General features: G+C 58.3%; 14 protein-coding genes and 4 pseudogenes. 6 read left to right on the top strand and 12 right to left on the bottom strand.

Features of this window, described 5'->3' with window-relative positions:
- Window positions 1-49: 49 nt before the first annotated feature.
- The 6 genes from C1H84_RS09695 to C1H84_RS09670 form a co-directional block, all read right to left on the bottom strand.
- Window positions 50-475 carry a hotdog fold thioesterase gene (locus tag C1H84_RS09695; protein ID WP_113607297.1) on the bottom strand — a complete coding sequence of 142 codons (426 nt, stop codon included), beginning with the start codon at window positions 473-475 and terminating at the stop codon, window positions 50-52.
- Window positions 472-1,710, bottom strand: coding sequence for an acetyl-CoA C-acyltransferase (locus C1H84_RS09690; RefSeq protein WP_113607296.1), 1,239 nt, complete (start codon window positions 1,708-1,710; stop codon window positions 472-474). Before C1H84_RS09690 ends, C1H84_RS09695 begins: the two co-directional genes overlap by 4 nt.
- Before the next feature lie 247 nt (window positions 1,711-1,957).
- Window positions 1,958-2,539, bottom strand: coding sequence for a TetR/AcrR family transcriptional regulator (locus C1H84_RS09685; protein WP_113607295.1), 582 nt, complete (start codon window positions 2,537-2,539; stop codon window positions 1,958-1,960).
- Between the two features lie 126 nt (window positions 2,540-2,665).
- Entirely contained in the window at window positions 2,666-3,901 is a 1,236-nt protein-coding gene (locus C1H84_RS09680; RefSeq protein ID WP_113607294.1) for an NAD(P)/FAD-dependent oxidoreductase, read from the bottom strand.
- 2 nt (window positions 3,902-3,903) lie between these two features.
- Entirely contained in the window at window positions 3,904-4,227 is a 324-nt protein-coding gene (locus C1H84_RS09675; protein ID WP_105658716.1) for a 2Fe-2S iron-sulfur cluster-binding protein, read from the bottom strand.
- A 29-nt stretch (window positions 4,228-4,256) separates the two neighbouring features.
- Window positions 4,257-5,543: a cytochrome P450 gene (locus tag C1H84_RS09670; RefSeq protein ID WP_244910872.1), complete on the bottom strand. Its 1,287-nt coding sequence runs from the start codon at window positions 5,541-5,543 to the stop codon at window positions 4,257-4,259.
- A gap of 114 nt (window positions 5,544-5,657) precedes the next feature.
- Between C1H84_RS09670 and C1H84_RS18520 the strand changes: the two are divergent.
- Window positions 5,658-6,572: pseudogene (locus C1H84_RS18520) on the top strand (LysR family transcriptional regulator).
- A gap of 70 nt (window positions 6,573-6,642) precedes the next feature.
- Window positions 6,643-7,677 (top strand): helix-turn-helix domain-containing protein, encoded by a 1,035-nt coding sequence (locus tag C1H84_RS09655; protein WP_146956010.1) that lies wholly within the window; start codon window positions 6,643-6,645, stop codon window positions 7,675-7,677.
- A gap of 53 nt (window positions 7,678-7,730) precedes the next feature.
- Here the strand turns inward: C1H84_RS09655 and C1H84_RS09650 are convergent, their stop codons facing one another.
- The 3 genes from C1H84_RS09650 to C1H84_RS09640 form a co-directional block, all read right to left on the bottom strand.
- Entirely contained in the window at window positions 7,731-8,867 is a 1,137-nt protein-coding gene (locus tag C1H84_RS09650) for an MBL fold metallo-hydrolase (protein WP_113607289.1), read from the bottom strand.
- Between the two features lie 218 nt (window positions 8,868-9,085).
- A complete protein-coding gene (locus C1H84_RS09645; protein ID WP_113607288.1) occupies window positions 9,086-10,393 on the bottom strand; it encodes an MFS transporter in 1,308 nt (435 codons plus the stop codon).
- Between the two features lie 123 nt (window positions 10,394-10,516).
- Window positions 10,517-12,130 carry an FAD-binding oxidoreductase gene (locus C1H84_RS09640; RefSeq protein WP_181728095.1) on the bottom strand — a complete coding sequence of 538 codons (1,614 nt, stop codon included), beginning with the start codon at window positions 12,128-12,130 and terminating at the stop codon, window positions 10,517-10,519.
- 218 nt (window positions 12,131-12,348) lie between these two features.
- Between C1H84_RS09640 and C1H84_RS09635 the strand changes: the two genes are divergently transcribed.
- Window positions 12,349-13,125: an SDR family NAD(P)-dependent oxidoreductase gene (locus C1H84_RS09635; protein WP_113607286.1), complete on the top strand. Its 777-nt coding sequence runs from the start codon at window positions 12,349-12,351 to the stop codon at window positions 13,123-13,125.
- A 24-nt stretch (window positions 13,126-13,149) separates the two neighbouring features.
- Window positions 13,150-13,305 (top strand): annotated as a pseudogene (locus C1H84_RS09630) (ATP-binding protein); the annotation flags it as partial.
- Window positions 13,306-13,329: 24 nt separating this feature from the next.
- On the opposite strand, the gene C1H84_RS09625 reads toward C1H84_RS09630, so the two are convergent.
- Together C1H84_RS09625 and C1H84_RS09620 are read right to left on the bottom strand one after the other, a co-directional pair.
- Window positions 13,330-14,364 (bottom strand): IS630 family transposase, encoded by a 1,035-nt coding sequence (locus C1H84_RS09625; protein WP_053799268.1) that lies wholly within the window; start codon window positions 14,362-14,364, stop codon window positions 13,330-13,332.
- Window positions 14,358-14,552: pseudogene (locus tag C1H84_RS09620) on the bottom strand (transposase); the annotation flags it as partial. The pseudogene C1H84_RS09620 and the gene C1H84_RS09625, both read right to left, overlap by 7 nt.
- 267 nt (window positions 14,553-14,819) lie before the next feature.
- Between C1H84_RS09620 and C1H84_RS17995 the strand changes: the two are divergent.
- Together C1H84_RS17995 and C1H84_RS09615 are read left to right on the top strand one after the other, a co-directional pair.
- Window positions 14,820-15,047 (top strand): hypothetical protein, encoded by a 228-nt coding sequence (locus C1H84_RS17995; RefSeq protein WP_146956008.1) that lies wholly within the window; start codon window positions 14,820-14,822, stop codon window positions 15,045-15,047.
- A 109-nt stretch (window positions 15,048-15,156) separates the two neighbouring features.
- A pseudogene (locus C1H84_RS09615) lies at window positions 15,157-16,456 on the top strand (ISL3 family transposase).
- On the opposite strand, the gene C1H84_RS09610 reads toward C1H84_RS09615, so the two are convergent.
- Window positions 16,421-17,509: an IS110 family RNA-guided transposase gene (locus C1H84_RS09610; RefSeq protein WP_113607285.1), complete on the bottom strand. Its 1,089-nt coding sequence runs from the start codon at window positions 17,507-17,509 to the stop codon at window positions 16,421-16,423. The pseudogene C1H84_RS09615 and the gene C1H84_RS09610 overlap by 36 nt on opposite strands.
- Window positions 17,510-17,836: the final 327 nt, after the last annotated feature.

Below are 17,836 nucleotides of genomic sequence, written 5' to 3'. Positions count from 1 at the left end.
AAGGCACCCGAGGAGATTGAGCATTCCTCGGGTGCCTTGTCGTTGGACATTACATGGTCGGTTCGGTCCCCGTGCGCAATGCTCGTCCACTGCCCCGATAAACCGCCACGGTTCGCTTTCCGGCACGCACCAGGACGTCGACAATCATTCGCCGCCCTTCATGGAAACTCACTTCGGCCTGCGCCACCAGCTCTTCGCCAATATGGGCCGGGCTGAGATAAGAGATATCGGCCTCGGCCGTGGCAATGCCCGCGCCGAAGGTGTTCGCAGCCATGGCAAATGCGGTATCCGCCACGGCAAAAACGTAGCCACCGTGGGCAATGCCGTGTCCGTTGGCCATATCGGCTTCCACCTGCAACACCGCGGTGGCGCGCCCTTCGCTGGCGCTCAACACGCGGATCCCCAGCCGTTCCAGACTCTTGTCTGCGGCAAGCATCGAGTGTGCCGGTTCGGCAATCTGGGCTTGTTGACTCATGATAAACGCTCCACAACCATCGCCATCCCCTGGCCGCCACCCACGCAAAGCGTCGCCAAACCGAGAGCTCCATCCTTGGCTTGCAATCCATTAACCAGAGTGCCCACAAGCCTGGTACCTGTGGCACCAAATGGGTGACCCAGAGCAATGGCACCGCCAAAGGGGTTGACCTTCTCCGGGTCGGCACCCAATTCCCGCACCGTAGGAACTACCTGTGCGGCGAATGCTTCATTGAGTTCCACAATGTCAATGTCATTGATTCCCAAGCCCAGTCGCTGCAGCAGGCGCCGGGACGACTCCACAGGTCCTAGACCCATAATTTCAGGGGACAGTCCGCTGGCTGCGCTGCCCAGAATACGTGCCAGCGGAGTCAATCCCAGTTCATCCGCGCGTTGTGCGCTCATCACGACTAACGCGGAGGCTCCGTCGTTCAACGGGCTTGCATTGCCGGCGGTCACTGTGCCGGATTCATGGAATACCGGTTTTAGTCCGGATAGCGTTTCCAAGCTGGTGCTGGGCCGCGGCCCGTCATCATCTTTCACCAGCATGCCGGCATCGGTGGTGAACGGCGTGATTTCCCGTGCGAAGTACCCGTCCTTAACTGCTTGGGAAGCGCGTAGTTGAGAGGTCAGCGCCCATTGATCTTGGTCCGCTCTTGTCGTACCTGTTTTCCGGGCAACAAATTCTGCGGTCTTGCCCATGGAGATGTAAATATCAGGCAGTTGGCCTGCGGTTCGCGGGTCGCTCCACTGCGCACCGGATTCAAAGAGCTCGTCAGCACGGTGGGCGGATTGCGCGAACCCGGGGTATGGAGAGTCGGTGATCGGTGGGGTGCTGCTCGTTGACTCAACGCCTCCGACCACGAACACCTCTCCATCTCCTGCACGGATCGCTTGGGCTGCCATAGCGGTAGCTTGCAACGAGGATGCGCAAAATCGATTCACCGTCGCCGCGGGTACATTGTCCAGTCCGGCGAGCACCATAATTCGGCGGCCCACATTGTCCCCTTGCGCGCCCTGCGGCATGGCGCAGCCGAAGTAGGAGTCGGCGATATGCTCGCCCTGAAGCTGCGGGAGCTTGGCCATAGCACCGCGCACTGCGGCTAACCCAAGATCTTCCGGGCGTTCCCCCGCAAGGGAACCCTTGCGTGCACGACCGATAGGCGTCCTGCTATAGGCGACTATCACCGCATCATTCGCTGCAATGGCTGTACTCACGTTGACGATTCCTTTCATGGCGGCAGCATGCCTGGTTCAGCTCCGCAGACCGCGTGAAATGTTTTGATTGGCATGAAAATAGCTCTGGCCTGCGCCATAGAGTAGAAAAAGTTCCATCAATGCGCTCTGAAATAAATATATACGAACCGTATCGTATCCTACAAGCACAATGATCGATTATGGCTAATGTGAACTTCTTTTCTCATGAAGAAATCCCTGCACCTTCACGAGCAGAGCTCGTGAAGGTGCAGGGATTTCTTGAGTCTTATTTTCTCACCGCGAGACCCTCCAGGGCGGTTTCCAAAATCTCGTTAACCGCGGCCGCGTCCAGAGGTCCAGACTCAACAAGCAGTCGGAAATACACTGGAGCATAAAGCATCTCGGTCACCATCATCGGATCAAGGTCCGAGCGCATCGCACCTTCGTCCATAACACGTTCAATGAGCGCACTTACCGCTGCCGCTCGCGGATTCCAGAAACGATCCTTGAACTCAGTCAGTGCCGCGTGATCCTGCTGGCACTCACCGACAAGCTGGGCCACCAGGCGGCCCTCGCCGCCGGCATAGACCTCCGTCAGGGATTTGAGGTGCTCGCGCAGAGCATCGATAGCCGGGATATCTTCACGAACCGGAGTGCGAGCTACGTGATTATCCAAGAACGTATCAATGACCACCGCAACCTTGCTAGGCCACCAACGGTAAATGGTGGTTTTGCTGACTCCGGCCTCGCGGGCGATACGCTCGATTGATAGTTTCTGAACGGAAACACCGGCGGACCCTGAATTGTCGAGCAACTTCATGGTTGCTTCGAGAATCGCTCGACGACTACCTTCACTTCTAATTGCCATGGCACAACCATACGCGTTTTCGCATTCAATACGAAACGTACACAATCACTCTGGCGCTTCCAAGATTTTGCGCTTCCGTCGGCTTCCACAAGGAAGAACCCAAACCAAACATCAGCGATAATCCAATCAGACGGCTCCTGCAATAACTCGCGCCCGATTTTTCAGCGCGAATCCTGCTTCTTCGGCCTCGGCACGGGTAATGCGGGTTCCTGCTCCGATCAGCTTCCGGGCTGCCAGATGATCTGCCGGCAAGTTGACCGATTCGACCGCCGCCAAGGCCTCACCTCGGAAACACAGCACCGAAAATTTCGCGGTCCGGGGATCGCCGAGCACCAGGGTATCGTCACCAGCTTGGCTGAGGCCAGCTATTTGCAAGCGGTAAGGTCCTTGGGTGGACCAGAACCATGGGAGATCCGCATAAGGGCTCTCGTCGCCGAGAATACTGCCGGCTAAATGCCTAGCTTGGTCCGTAGCATTTTGCACCGATTCAAGCCGTGTTCGGCCCGGCGAATGCACATTAGGGAAATTGGCGCAGTCGCCTAAGGCAAAGATGCTGGGATCCGAGGTGCGCAGGCACTGATCCACCACAATTCCGTTCGAGGTCTCCAACCCGGCATTTTCAGCCAGAGCTACGTTGGGCAAAACTCCAACGCCCACTAACACCAGATCCGCCGGGTATCGCTGCCCGGTGCTCGAGACCGCAGCCATTACTTCTCCCCCGCCCGCCGCTTCGAATCTTTCGATTCCCTCGTTCAGCCGCAACTCGACACCAAGGTCCCGGTGAGCTTGCGCGAACCACTGGCTCATCGGCTCACTGAGCGCACGGGCCATTGGGCGTGCGGCGAATTCCAGCACAGTCACATGGCAGTCGTGGGCTCTGGCGGCCGCAGCAAATTCGAGCCCGATAAATCCCGCCCCAACGACCACCACATTTTTGGCCGCGGGCAACGCAGCGTGCAGATCCTGCACATCGTCCAACGTGCGCAGCGAATGCACGCCATCGAGCTTCGAACCCGGACATTCAATGAGCCTGTTACGCGCACCGGTAGCGAGTACCAAATGCGTATACCCCAGGGAGTTTCCGTTGGACAGTGCCACCTGGCGGTTCGGACGGTCGATGTCGGTGGCGCTAACGCCGTCGAGCAGTTTGATGCTCTTCTGCGAAAAGAAATTTTCACCACGCAGCGGCAATGGCTTGGGTGTGCCTTGCGGAGAGAGGAAGTCCTTGGACAACGGTGGCCGCTGGTATGGAAGCCCGGCCTCATCGGCAACAATTGTGATCTGCTCGGTATATCCGTTGCCGCGCAGCGAATCTGCAACCTGCAGCGCGCTTTGACCGCCGCCTATGATTACTACGCTCATGACTACACCTGGCCCGCGGGAATATCAACAATAATTTCGGGCAGCGATGCCCCGGTGCTGATCTGGCAGCCCAACCGTGAACGTTCGGTGCGTTCTGCCGCAGTGCAGTCAAGCATTTCGTCCTCGTCTGCTCCGAGTTCGGGAAGCGCGTCCGCATATTCCGGACGGATGTACACGTGGCAGGTTGCGCACATCGCCTGTCCGCCGCATTCCCCCACGATTCCGTCAATTCCATTGCTCACCGCAGCGCGCATCAAGGTGGTTCCCTGCTCAACTTCGAGTCGTTGCGCGGTTCCGTCTGGCTGGGTAAAGGTAATGCTAGGCATGTTTGCTCCTGTAAAAGTTTCTTGGTTGCTCAGTTCCAGGTGACCGGTAGGCTGGTCAACCCACGGAAGACCCAACCTGCCCATTGCCCGGGGCGAGATTCTTCAATGCGCAGCCCGGGGAATCGTTCATAGGCTTTCGGCACGGCGATTTGGCCGATGGCACTCTTCGCCGCCCAATGCCCCGCGCACAGGTGCACTCCGGCACCAAAGGCGAGGTGTGATTTTTTAGGCCGGCTGATATCAAAGTCCTCCGCGTTTTCCCCGAACTGGGCAGGGTCATGATTGGCCGCGGCAACCACCACTGCGATACCCGAGCCGGCCGGAATCCTAACCCCTTCCAACACCGTGTCCACGGTGGTTTCTCGTGGGTACATGCCGATAGGAGAGAGCCATCGCACCGCCTCATCAAAGACCGCGGTCCACCCCGTAGGATCAGCCAGGACTTGCTCTCGTTGGTCGGGATGATTGCTCAGTGCCCACACGATATTGGTGACCATATGTTGCGGTTCATTCATGCCTCCGGAAATACTTAGCTTCACGTTGGCCGCGATATTTGCATCGGGTAAACCACTGTTGGCCCAGGCCGAAAGCATGGAAGCATTGGGGTGCAGTTGATAGTGCGGAATGAGTTCGTTGATCAGCGCGTCGGCTTGCTCCGTGGATGCCTCGCAACGCCTCCAGATCTCCGGGTCATCTAAGACATTTCCTATCCCGGCAATAAAGTCGTGCGACCAGGTGCGTACCGTTTGAACATCGACGTCCTTCAAACCCACCAAATCTCCGAGGTTTTTGGCGGCCAACGGGGCTGCATAGTCGCGGTTAAGATCGGCGTTATCCGGACCAACGTCCTCCAACTCATCGAGGTAGATATCAGCATTGCGGGCAAACACCTCTGCCCAGGCTTCCTTGATGTTCTTCGGTCGCAGTACCGGATTGACCGCAAGTCGATCAGTGGCGTGTTCCGGATCATCTTTGCGCAGCATCGGGTGCGCTCCGATGGCACGATTCATGGTTGATCCGGAGACATTAGCGTTGAAGATGCTCTGATCCTGCTCAATTTCATGGCATCCGGCATAACTGGTGACGAGGAATTTGTTGAGCATCGGAACCCAGGCGACCGGGGCTTCGGTGCGCAGCCGGGCATAACTCCCATACGGATCTGCGAGCAGCTGCGCCGGTTGAAGCCAATTGACTACCGGAACCTCTTTTGCTCCAGAATGTTGTACGCCGCCTACATGCGTCGGGCGACTCTCGGCTTGTTCGGGCAGTTCGGTAGTTCCATGTCCCATTGGGCAACGGGCTGTGTTCGCGCTCATGGTTGGCTCCTAGCTTGGGCCTGGGTTCGTTGTTTCACTAAGTGTCACATCGGACTAACCAACAGTAAACTGCGAATATTAGCGATACTTCTTCGATTAGTTAGGAAATAGCCGTTGGCTAAATTCACCCTGCGCCAATTGGAATTATTTGCCCAGCTGCCTAAGCACCAGACTTTGAGCTCCGCTGCGCAGTCCCTGCACATGTCAGATTCTGCGCTGTCTCACGCGATCACCGAACTGGAAACGGCCGTAGGTGAGCAGCTTTGCGTGCGGCGCAAGGCGCGCGGCATGTACCTCACCCCTGCCGGAACGCATTTCGCCTCGCGGGCCAGCGAAATTTTGCGTGCCACTGATTCCTTGGCTGGAGAGCTCTCCGAAGTCAGCGGTGAATTGCGCGGCCCGGTCTCACTGGTCTGTTATACGGGATTAGCCAGCAACGTCCTGCCAGCGGTACTGGAAGGGATTGCAAGACTGCACCCTGAAGTGGAAATCCGCATCACCGTAGGAGACCACTCCGACCTTCTGCCCGCCTTGGCGGACGGTTCGCTCGATGTTGCGGTCGTTTACGATATCGGGTTGCCGGCAACTTTGCAGCGCAGTGTTGTTTAAGAAACTGAAGTGATGGCGGTGCTTGCGCAGTCCGATCCACTGGCTAGTGCGCAGTCTATCGATCTGGCCGATTTGGCAGAAAAGCCGTTGATCATGCTCGATACCGCCCCAAGCTCTGATTACACGCAATTGATGTTCTCCCAGCGCGAGCTGACCCCGATATTCGGCGCCATCGTTCCGCAGATCGACCTCGTGCGTGCATTGGTCGGGCGCGGCCTTGGCTACAGCCTGCTGATGTCACGTCCCAACCAGATCCCGGTGTCCAGCGAGGGGCTGGGCCTGGTGACGCGCCACCTAAATCCGCGCGGCGGAGTGACCTCGGTGGTTGCCGTCTGGCCGACAGGATTTGCACCCAGCGCCCGCGCCCGAGCCATCATCGATTATGCCATCGAGGCGTTGGAGGCCAGCGAACCAAGCTGACTATCCCCGTTCAACTCAAAGACAAATTTTCCTCTAAGCGCGCTGAGTCCAGGGCCCATTGCTTTATCTTGTGACCCAAATTACAATCGAAACGATACGAATCGAACTTTTGGGGAAAGGTCATGGCAACCATGCTCATTTTTTCCTTCGGGGCGCAACGATGACCGCCGTACTCGACACCCGTTCGGTGCCCGCCGCCGAGCGCCGGGATTACTGGTCCGCAGGGATTGCCGAACGCTTCTTCCCCATGCGCGTCGAGGAATTTGTGTCCCCGTCTTTCGAAGCACGCTTGGCCAGCGGCCAGCTTGGCTCGGTGGCAGTGCAGTCCATCCAAGGACTCGCACACCGAGTGGCACGCACCCAGCAGATGATCGCTGCAGCCGACCCGGAAAGCATCTTGCTCTATTTGCTCACTAAGGGCGAGATTCTCATAGGGCAAGATGAGCGCCAATGCCTGCTGCGACCCGGCGACTTAGCCTGCCAAGACACCTCAACTCCCTCAATCTTTGAAAGCCGCGGGGGCTTCGAGGTGCTTGTATTCAGCGTTCCCAAGTGGTTCATTGGGACTCGGGCTGAAACCATCGTCGGCCAGACCGCCATTCGGGTTGGCGGCGGCAGTAGAGGTGGCCTCACTACCTTGACGGCACCGTTCTTGGCGAACCTGGCACGCACCGCGCTCGGCGGCAACTTGGATGAACGGGACGGACCAAGCGCCGCACAAATGCTACTGCCCATGCTGTCCAGCATGTTCGAACGAGAAAAACCTTCGGCATTAGCCACCCGGCCGCAGACTCTCTTGGCGCAGATGCAACGCTTCGCGCTGGACCAACTCCACGATCCGCAGCTCGGGCCCGAACTGATCGCACAGGCCCACTACGTTTCGACCCGCTACGTGCACAAGCTCTTCGCGCAAACCGGGCTAGGCGTCTCGGCATGGATTCGCGAACGCCGTCTGGAAGGCGCCGCCGGGGAACTACGACGTTTCCCGGAAAGTTCCGTTGCCTCGATTGCGGCCAAATGGGGATATCTGCACCCGGCAAGCTTCAGCCGGGCGTTCCGCGAAGTATATGGTTACTCACCGCGGGATGCCCGGCTAGCTGCTTAGCGTGAAACCTTCTCAGTCACCTAGCCCGGAGGCATTGGCGAGTACTGTCTGCGCTACTTTCCAACGTCAATGACATCTAAATCGCGGCCAACAACCAGCTGACCGTCAAATCCCTTGGCGCAGGCTGCCCACACGGATTCGGGTTGCACCACAGGGACGAGGTGCGAGAGCACAAGAGTGCCCACACCCGCTTCGGCGGCAATAGGTCCGACCTCGGTCTTCAGAGTGTGTGCCTGCAGTAGGTGCTGATACAAACCCTCGCTTGCTTCATCACGTGGTTCCGGGAACAATTGGGCCACCCAATCCTCATCGATCACCTCATGCACCAGCACGTCGGCGCCTTGGGCCAGCCGGATGAGATTCGAGCATCTGGCAGTATCCCCGGAAAACACTACGGATCCGTCGTCCGTGTCAAAGCGGTAGGCCAATGCCGGGAACACCGGGGCATGATTCACAAGTATGGCGGAGACTTTGACCCGGTCATCCTCGAAAAACGTGAACGGTTCCATGCTTGGAGCCGGGGCACCATTGGGGTTGGCTAGGTACTTTTCTGGAACGGGAACATCCATGCCCTCCCATAATTGAGCGGGTGAAGGTTTTCTGTTGTCAAAGATTCTGTCATTCAAATCCGTGGCAAATAACTGCACCATCAGTTCGGTCATTTCCTTGGTACCCGGCGTTGGGTTGGCCGGACTGATTGGCGAAGGTGCAGGCCCCTTGCCGAACAACGGTGGCAGCGCGTTGCGATTGCCGGGGCCCCAAACAGGGATTTTTTCCACGCTCTGCAAACCGTTGTATATTCCATTGACCAGGATATTGTTCAAATCCACCACGTGGTCCGAGTGCAGATGCGTCAGGAATATACCTCCCAACACGTCAAGCGGTCCGTCTTGGGCCGAGGCATGCTCTGGGCCTAGATTTGCCTTGTGCAACTGCGAAAGTACTCCATGTCCCGTATCGATAAGGTAGTAGCGATCGCCAACTGCCAACGCGGACGCTATGCCTGCATGTTCGCTACCCGGGAACTGGGTAGGTCCGCCTGCCGTACCAAGTAGGACGAGTCGAGTTCTCGCGCCGACGCTCGGCACCGGGGCAAACTGCCGTTGCTCTCCGGCTTGCGCCTTTTTTGTCTCACTTGGGGTGCAAGCAGTGAGTGCAAGTCCTGCGGCGCCTAGGCCGAGCCCGGCCATGAGACTACGTCGGCCAATGCCTGCACGAATTTCATTCGGTATATCAACACACATATTTGTTCCTTAGTAGTAACGAACGTTGCAGCTAACGAAGTGTTTCCCCAAAAGTTCGATTCGTATCGTTTCGATTGTAATTCGGGTCACACATTAAAGCAATGAGTGGGCCCTGGACTCAGCGCGCTTTGAGGAAAATTTGTCTTTGAGTTGAACGGGGACATTCAGCTTGGTTCGCTTACCTCCAACGCTTCGATGGCATAATCGATGGCGGCTGGGACGCGAGCGCTGGGTGTAAATCCTGTTGGCCAGACGGCAACCACCGAGGTCACTCCGCTGCGCGGATTTAGGTGGCGCGTCACCAGGCCCAGCCCCTCGCTGGACACCGGGGTATGGTTGGGACGTGACATCAGCAGGCTGTAGCTAAGGCCGCGCCCGACCAATGCACGCACGAGGCCGAAATTCGTGACAACAGCCCAGAGATACAAGAAAAATACAGGGTTGGATGCGCCCGGTGACAGCAAAAAGAATGCGGGCATGGTGATGCAGCCAGCGATCGACGCCGCAAGGAGAAGATTACGACGATCAACACGATCTGACAGGTGACCAAAAATAGGCATCAGCAGTGCGGCATAGAACAAGGAGCCCACCGATACCCAGAGCACCATGCCGGAATCAAACTTCATGACAGTACGCAAATGTACGCCCAGGTAGCTTGATACCAGGTAAAAAATCGACGCATGCATCACGATGGAAGCAAACGTCAGCATGAGTACCCGGGGCATTCTCGACGCCGCCCGAATCGGGCTCTCTTCGATGTCACCAGAGGATTCCAAAGCCCGAAATACCGGGCTATCCTCGAGCTTGAGCCGAATATAGATCGCGATAGCGCCTAAGGGCCCAGCCAAGAGGAACGGGATACGCCAACCCCACTGCGACATGGATTCGTCACCAAGAACATTTGCAAGTCCGTTCGAAGTAGCCGACCCGACTAGGAAACCAAGTACCGCGGTCAGCATCAACCAGCTCACCGAATAGCCACGGCGTTTTGGTCCCGAGTATTCGACTACGAACGCGGTGGCTGTACCTACTTCGCCACCGGCCGAAAGGCCTTGGATCAGCCGTGCCAGAACCAGCAGAATTGGGGCGAGCACTCCAACCTGGTGATAAGTAGGAAGCAGTCCGATCAGAAGCGTAGATCCTGACATCATCAGCAGCACCGTCAGAAGGGTTTTCTTGCGCCCAACTTTGTCGGCCATTGGACCAAAAACCAGCCCACCAAGCGGACGGATAAAGAAACTGAGGGCAAAAACGGCAAAGGATGCCAGAAGTCCAGCTACCGGATCAGTGCTGGGGAAGAAGTTTGCCGCCATGTAGGCAGCCAGAAATCCATAGACACCGTAATCATAGAACTCGATTGCATGTCCAGCATTTGCGCCCAGAAATGCTCGCCGCCGTGCGCTTTTGACATCGGTATGAATAGGTCCCACGTCGTTTTGGCTTTCCGGCGCCGGGCTTTCAGATTTTGCCACGTATTGCTCCTACTATTTCAAGTCCGTGGACAGCATCGTTGCTGCCCAAAAGTCGTTGCTGATGACAAAATGTCAACGGGTTGGTCCCTGCCGTCAAGGCAGGGGCCAGCGCCCCTAGTTCGCTTAGGCCTGCGGGAATCCGGCCTCGCGCAGGCGAGTGCCCCAGATTCCGGATTTGCCTGGCGCGATGATCCCATTCGGGTCAAGCGTGTCCTTGATCTGCTCGTTGAAGCGGCGCAGCGCGTGGTCGTTGAACCCGAACTGGTCTGCCGCCAGATCCATGAAGGACAGGTGTGCCCGGTACTCGCCGTAACCGCGCTTGCCGGCTTCGGCAACCATCCGCTTGGCCAGGGCATACGCGTTTGCGACCTGTTCAGGATTTTTCGTGTCGAAGGCGATCACGTTGATGAACGTGGTCGACCGGGCGTTGATGGGGAGCATGCCGCCGAGGAAATCGAGGCCCGCCTCGGCGCACATTTCCCGCATCATCTTCTGCGCGGCAATCGCATTCTTGCCGGTGAGCGGGATGACCGGCGAGAAGTCGACGTGGCCGCCCTCTTCGCCGCCGGACCAGCCGGCCATCTTGTACAGGTCCTGGCTCGGCACCCCGATCTGCACCCGTTCGTGCGGGTTGGGCAACGTCTCCCAGGCTTCCTTCCCGTGTTTTTGGCCTACCAGGTCAACGCTCGGGATCTGCAGGAAACGCGCCTCGAGCTTCGCGAAGTTGTGGTCGACTACGGCCTCGTCACCGTAGAGCGCAAAGCGCATCATCCAGCGCCCGAGTCCCATCTCCTTGGCGATCTTGTCGATGACTTCTTCCGGCATCGGCCCCTCGCCGGTGTACCACTCGGCGCGGGTGGTGAGCATCGAGGCCATGCACAGCGTGTTGGACAGCTGCGGACGCATGTCGATGGTGCCGTCGAGCATGAGCTCGCGCAGCGCATCGACCACCGCGGGCATCTGGTCCTCATCCCAGACGCGCAGCCACAGCGGCATGTACGTCTCAGGCTTGGGCATGAGCCAGTAGCCCATCTTGGTGACGATGCCGTAGTTGGACTGCATGAACATCTCGGTGGAGGTCGGACCCAGACCGCGCTTGTACAGCGGCCAGGTCGGGTTGTTGTCCATGGCACCTGAGCCGGTGCGCATCAAATCTCCGTTGGGCAGCACCACTTCGAAGCCGCAGTGCGAGGCCTGGTCGATCGAGTACGGCATGTAGGTCAGCCCGTGCTCGAGTGTGTTAGAGACGACGCCTCCCCATCCGATGTCTACGATGGAGGCCACCAAGTTGTGCCCGCCTGCCTCGATGGCGTCGTGCAGGTCGTACCAGCTCACGCCGGGCTCCACGATCGCATAGCCGAGCTCTTCATTGATCTCGAGTACACGATTCATATTCCGGAAAGACATCATCACGGTGCCGCGCACCTGCGGGGCTGCACCGCCGTAGCCGTTGTTCTTGCCGCGGCTGATGGGCCACAGCGGGATCTTGTATTGGTTGGCAATCTTCACGATCGCCTGCACGTCCTCAGTGCTCATCGGACTGACCACTGCAGAGGGGACGTTGGTGGCGGTGCCTGGAACCTGGAACGGATCTTGGAAGTCCTCGAGGAACTGCGCGTCGGTGGCAACCTTTTCCTCGCCGATCGCCGCAGCGAAAGCTGCCAGGGCATTGTCCAGGTCGGCTTCGGTGACGCCCGGAGGAAGCGGACGGGTAGTGGTCTCAGAGGTATTGCTCATCGTTTCAAGTCTCCTAAATAGCGCTGAAGGTGAAGCTACTGCGTGAGTTCCATGGTGCGCCAACCTGTCCCCGTGTGGGGCAGCTCTCACTTGATGGTGCAGTGCGTGCACAGAAGTGTGCACGCACTGCACCATCGGTGCCTTGCGGGTTCCACCGGCAATAAGAAGGTGATTGCATAAGGTCAACTACAGGCATCTAAGTAAATGGAGAAATCATCATGACCGATGGTCGTCTAGCTGGAAAAATTGTCCTGCTTACAGGTATAGGCGGTGGCATGGGCCGGGAAACCGCAAGACTTTTTGCCCGCGAAGGCGCCACAGTGGTCGGTTGTGATCTCAACGAGGAAAGCGCGGCGGAAACCGTTCGTCTCATCGAAGCCGAAGGTGGCTCTATCGATTCCAGTGCTCCGGTGGATCTGGGCCAGCGCGAGGCAATCGATGCCTGGATCAACGACGCCGTCGAACGCTTCGGCAAGGTTGATGTGCTCTACAACAATGCGAGCATGCCTAAATTTGCGCCCTTCGCCCAGATGAGCAGCGAGGATTACCGCTTAACCATCCAGAACGAGCTGGATCTGGTCTGGCATGCCTGCCAGAGCGCGTGGCCGCATTTGGCCAAATCCGGTGGCGCAATTGTGAATATCGGTTCGGTGGCTGGAGTCCAAGGCGCGCGTGTCTTGCCGCAGGCGGCTCACGCCGCTGCTAAGGGTGCAGTCATTGCGGTGACCAAGCAGCTAGCCGCGGAGGGTATCGCGGTGGGCGTTCGAGTCAATTGCGTCAGCCCCGGCGTCATGGCCACCCCACCGATCCTGGCCATGTATGCCGAGCTGGGCGATAGAGCACCGGTAGCGCCGATCGTTGAACGCACGATCTCCGGCAAGCCGGGCGATCCACTGGCAGTTGCGTACGCCGGACTTTATTTCGCCTCAGATGAAGCCAAATGGGTCACTGGATCCCACCTGGTCGTAGACGGCGGAGCGCACGCGGTGATGTAGAAAGTTTACTCCCGTGCAGAAGATCCCTTTGGCCGGTGGGGCGAGGTCTTTGGCGATGATGTTGTCGCCTCAGCGATGATTGATCGTTTGGTTCATCATGCAGAAGTGTTGTCCTTGTCCGGTGATTCGTACCGGGTGAAGAACCGTGAGGATCTGCTGAGAAACGCTAAGCAGGTATAGAAGATTTTGGGCTAGTGTTCCGTGTTAATTATTTGGTTGGGTTTCATACAGCTCCAACACGTTAGCCTTGGCCTTGCGAATCATCTTGCCCAAGAGGTGATCCGCGGTCTTCGTCCAGGCAAACGGCTTCGCGTCCTCGTTATACCGTTCGATATACCGGTGCACCGCGGCCTCCAACTCGGGAATCGACGCGAAGTTTGACCGCTTCAAGCACTGGCGAGTGATGATCCCGAAGAAGATCTCCACCATGTTCAGCCAGGAGCAACTGGTCGGAGTGAAATGCAATATCACCCGAGGGTTCGCTGCCAGCCAGTCCTTCACGTTCTGGTGCTTGTGCGTGGGGTAGTTATCGCAGATCACGTGCAATTCGATCTCCAGGTTCGCGTCGGCGACCTGCTGCAAGAAGTCCACGAACTGGGCATTCGTGTGCTTCTGGTAGAACTTGCTCGCGCTCAACTTCCCGGTGAGGACATCCAACGCGGCAAACAGCGTGGTGGTGCCGTTGCGCCGGTAATCATGGGTCTGCTGCAACGGATGCTCCGGGGCCAACGGCTGCACCGGCTGCGTGCGCGACATCGCCTGGATCTGAGTCTTCTCATCAATGCTCACCACCACCGCGTTCTCCGGTGGGGACAGGTAGAGGCCGACCACGTCGCGCAGCTTGGCTTCCAGTTGCGGGTCGGTGGAGAACTTGAAGGTTTCAATCCGGTGCGGCTGGATTTTCCAGCGCCGCCAGATCCGGGCTACCGAGGAGAAGGAGACCTGATGGCGTTCGGCCATGATCCTGGCTGACCAGTGGGAGATCCCCAGTTCGGCCGGGGGAACCCCGTCGTTGGCCAGGGTGTCGGCGAGGATGGCCAAATCGTCGATCTTCCGCGGCTTGCCTGGGCGGGGTGCGTCGCCCAGGCCTTGAATGCCGGATTCTTCGTAACGGGTGCGCCAACGGCGCACCGTCGGTTCCGAGAAGCCGGTGGATTCAACGATGCGGATATTCGGCACCCCGTCGGCGGCCAGCAGGACGGTGCGGGTGCGCAGGGCCAGTGACGCGCTGGAGCCCATTCCACCGGTCCGCGTTGCTCGGTTTTCGCGTCGGGATGCTCGGCGCGGTAGGCGCGGACCCAGTTACCCAGGGTTCCTTCGTTGATGCCCAGCGATGCTGCGACCTCGATCAGGCTTTTCTGGGATGAGATCACCAGTTCGACCGCTTCGGCACGGAACTCCGGGGTGAATTTCTGACGTTTGGACATGCATTCATTCTCCTGCGAACGCGTGTCTCACAAGATCATGACAGCTCACCCGCTGCTACTTGGTGTGCGACTTCTCTAGCAGCAGTTCTCTTCGGCATCGGTGCTACTGCGTTGGCTGCGGCGACAGTTGCAACTGGTGGCGGAAGTGTTGTTATCGCAGGCATTACACTAAGTGGCGCTCAGCTTGGAGGTCTGGCAGCAGTAGTTGCATCGTTCTCAGCTCTAGGAGCTTATATCGATAGCAAGATCTGCTAATTAGGAGGCGGCATGAAGAAGCCTTACGGAAAATGCACCGTTGCGGGGCTAACGCTCGATTCCCTCTCTACCTTTATTCCTTGGCTTGTTCTAGGAGTTCCGGCCACGTTAACTTGCCAAGTAATCGGGATGCTCACGGTTTTGGCCTTTGGGCTATTTTTTGTTTACGCAGCCCACCTGTCTTCTTCCCCCGACCAAAAGGCGAGAAATAGGAAAACATCTTTTGTGAAAGCGGTTTAAACCGGCTTTTCGATTTTTAGCGTGGTGACCCCAAAATAAGTAAGGCTCGCAGTCCTCTGCGAAGATGGATGTCGACTAAAACAAATTCATCTGCAAGGAACTACGAGCCGTGTTCAAGGATACCGGGCAAATCGACGCTGCGTCGATTCTGCTGAACCTCACCGACTACCACGTCATCACCGCCACCCACGAACCTGCCGGACGGCAGGTCCTCATCGAACCGGTCGCCACCGAAGCAGCCTGCCCCTCCTGCGGGGTGCTGACCACCAGGATCCAGGCCAGACCGGTGCACCGGGTCAAGGACCTTCTCGCCGGCGGTGACGGCCTGCAGATCTGGGTGCGCAAGCGCCGCATGGCCTGCCAGGAACCTGCCTGCGAACGCCGCTCGTTCGTGCAAACCACCGCGCAGATTCCCTTCCGGGCCAGGATCACCACCAGGCTTTCCCAGCGCCTGGTGGACGAGATGAGCTGCGAGCTGCGAGCTGCGCGCCGTTTCCCGGGTCGCCGCGGCGCACGGGGTGTCCTGGCCTGCGGTGATGGCCCGACTGAACGCTGTCGGGGAGTTGGTCGGGGACGTGGACCGGATGTTCGTCCGGCGCCTGGGCATCGACGAGCACAGGTTCCGCAAGGTCCGCTACGCCCGCGGCCGGAACGGGAAAGTCGTGCGGATCGAGCCGTGGTCCATCGTGTTCACCGACCTGGATACCGGCAAGATCCTGGATATCGTCGACGGGCGCCGTGGTGCGACGGTGCGCAAATGGTTGAAGTCCCGGCCGCGGTACTGGCGTCAAAGGGTCCAGTTCGTGGCCATTGATATGTCTTCAGAGTTCCGCAAAGCGGTGCGGGAAACCCTGCCCAAGGCGAAGATCAGCGTGGACCATTTCCATGTGATTGCCCGCGCGAATTTGATGATCACCCAGGTACGCCGGCGCCGTTCCCACGAGGTGCATGAACGCCGAGGAAGAGCGGCGGATCCGGCCTACAAGTACCGGAAATTATTGACCTGTAATCTGGAGAACCTGTCGATCACGCAGGTTGAACGCCTGAAGCTGATCCTCGAATCAGATCCCGAACTGGGGGTGATCTACGGGATCAAGGAGCACGTGCGGCAGCTGTTGAAGACCAGGGATATCCATGAGTTCCAGTCGAGGTGGGCGGTGCTGGAGAAATCCGTGAGAGCAACGAAAATGGTTGAGGCGAAGTCGCTGTTCCGCACGCTCACGGCCTGGCGCAGCCAGCTGCTGGTCTTCATCCGAACGAGGCTGACGAACGCGCGGAGTGAGGCGGCGAATCTGACGGCGAAGAACCTGAAACGGATCGGTCGAGGCTACCGGAATCATGGTCATTATCGGCGTCGGACTCTTCTATGTCTGTCAAGCCGCAACCGGAACCTCATCGATCTGTGCTGAAATACTGAAGATCTTGAAAATTCGACGGGCTAGATAACGCTTGATGCATCTGCGGATCTCCCGATTGCTCTTGCCTTCAGTCCGGCGCTTCTCAACGTAAATTCGCGTCTCCTCGTCATAGGTCATGCGCGTGATCGCAGCCATATGCAGGGCAGAATTCAATGACCGATCACCGCCTCGATTAAGCCGGTGCCGGGTCGTGTTCCCCGATGACGCAGGAATCGGATTCACCCCAGCCAAGCAGGCAAACGCCGCCTCATCACGCACTCGCCCTTCATGGGACCACGCGACGAAACACTTCGCTGCCGTGATTGCCTTGAAGCCGATCTCACCCAACAACGGCGCCGCTTCGCTGACCCTAACCAGTTCATCCAACTGCTGCTCATTGGCCTTCAGCTGCTGTTCCAAGTCCAGAATATGCTTGGCCAGTCGCACCGCTTCGGCGCGTGCAATCCTCAGCGACAGTTCTTCTTCCCGTTCCCGCCACCGGCTGACCTCGGTGATTTGGCTACCGGTCAGCTTCTTGCGGGCGTCGATCCCCAGGCCGTTGCAGCGCACCAAAGCGTTCAATGCGTTGACCGATCTGGTGCGGTCTTTCGCCATCGAGCTGCGTGCCGTGACGAGGATGCGCAGACTTTGCCGAATTCCTTCATGCAGCCGCGGATGGCGCAACTTGTCTACCGGCAGCGGGAGAGAGGCCCTGGCCAGTCGCTGGGCGTCCAAGGCATCGGTTTTTCCTACGCCGCGGTTCTGCTTCTTGCTCATGCGTGGTGCCTCGGTGACGGGGAATCCGTGGGCGGCAACGGTGCCGGCAAGGATCGCTCCGTACGTGGCAGCTCCTTCAATGACCCAGAGGGTATCTGCTGCGCCTTGGGTGCGTCGTGCGACCCAGTTGACGGCCCGGTTGATGCCGGTGCTGCTGACTGGGAACGACTGGGTATCGAGCAGGGCGCCGTTGCTGGAATCGATGATGGCGTAGACATGATTGCGTGCGTGAGTGTCGACACCCACGACAAATGGGTGGCAATGCGCGACGATAGGTTGTGCGGTCACCGTAGTTTCCTTTCCTGGATTTTCTCGGTCGGCCGTGAACGGCCGGCACCAGTCCGGGTAAGGGTCACTACGGAACAGTACTGTGATGGGTCACACCCTCTAGTTGGGGGTGGACATTCTTCTGATGAAGCTACCGTGATGGGCCGGATTGGTCCCGGCCGACCCACCCCAGTTAGATGGACAAGTCCGAAGCATGACACTGTGACAGGTCAGATATTGTTTGAGTCACATCCAGGGTGGGGCGGCTGGTTCCTATCCTGCCAGCTAGTCCCAGACCAGCCACTTCAAGTCTCACAGATATTGTTGTATACGGCGGGGCTACGGCCG

Source organism: Glutamicibacter soli (assembly GCF_003309065.1).
In the GTDB taxonomy this organism is placed as follows: Bacteria; Actinomycetota; Actinomycetes; order Actinomycetales; family Micrococcaceae; genus Glutamicibacter; species Glutamicibacter soli.
The sequence above is the reverse complement of the archived record's forward strand: the minus strand, read 5'-3'. Positions and strand labels throughout refer to the sequence as shown.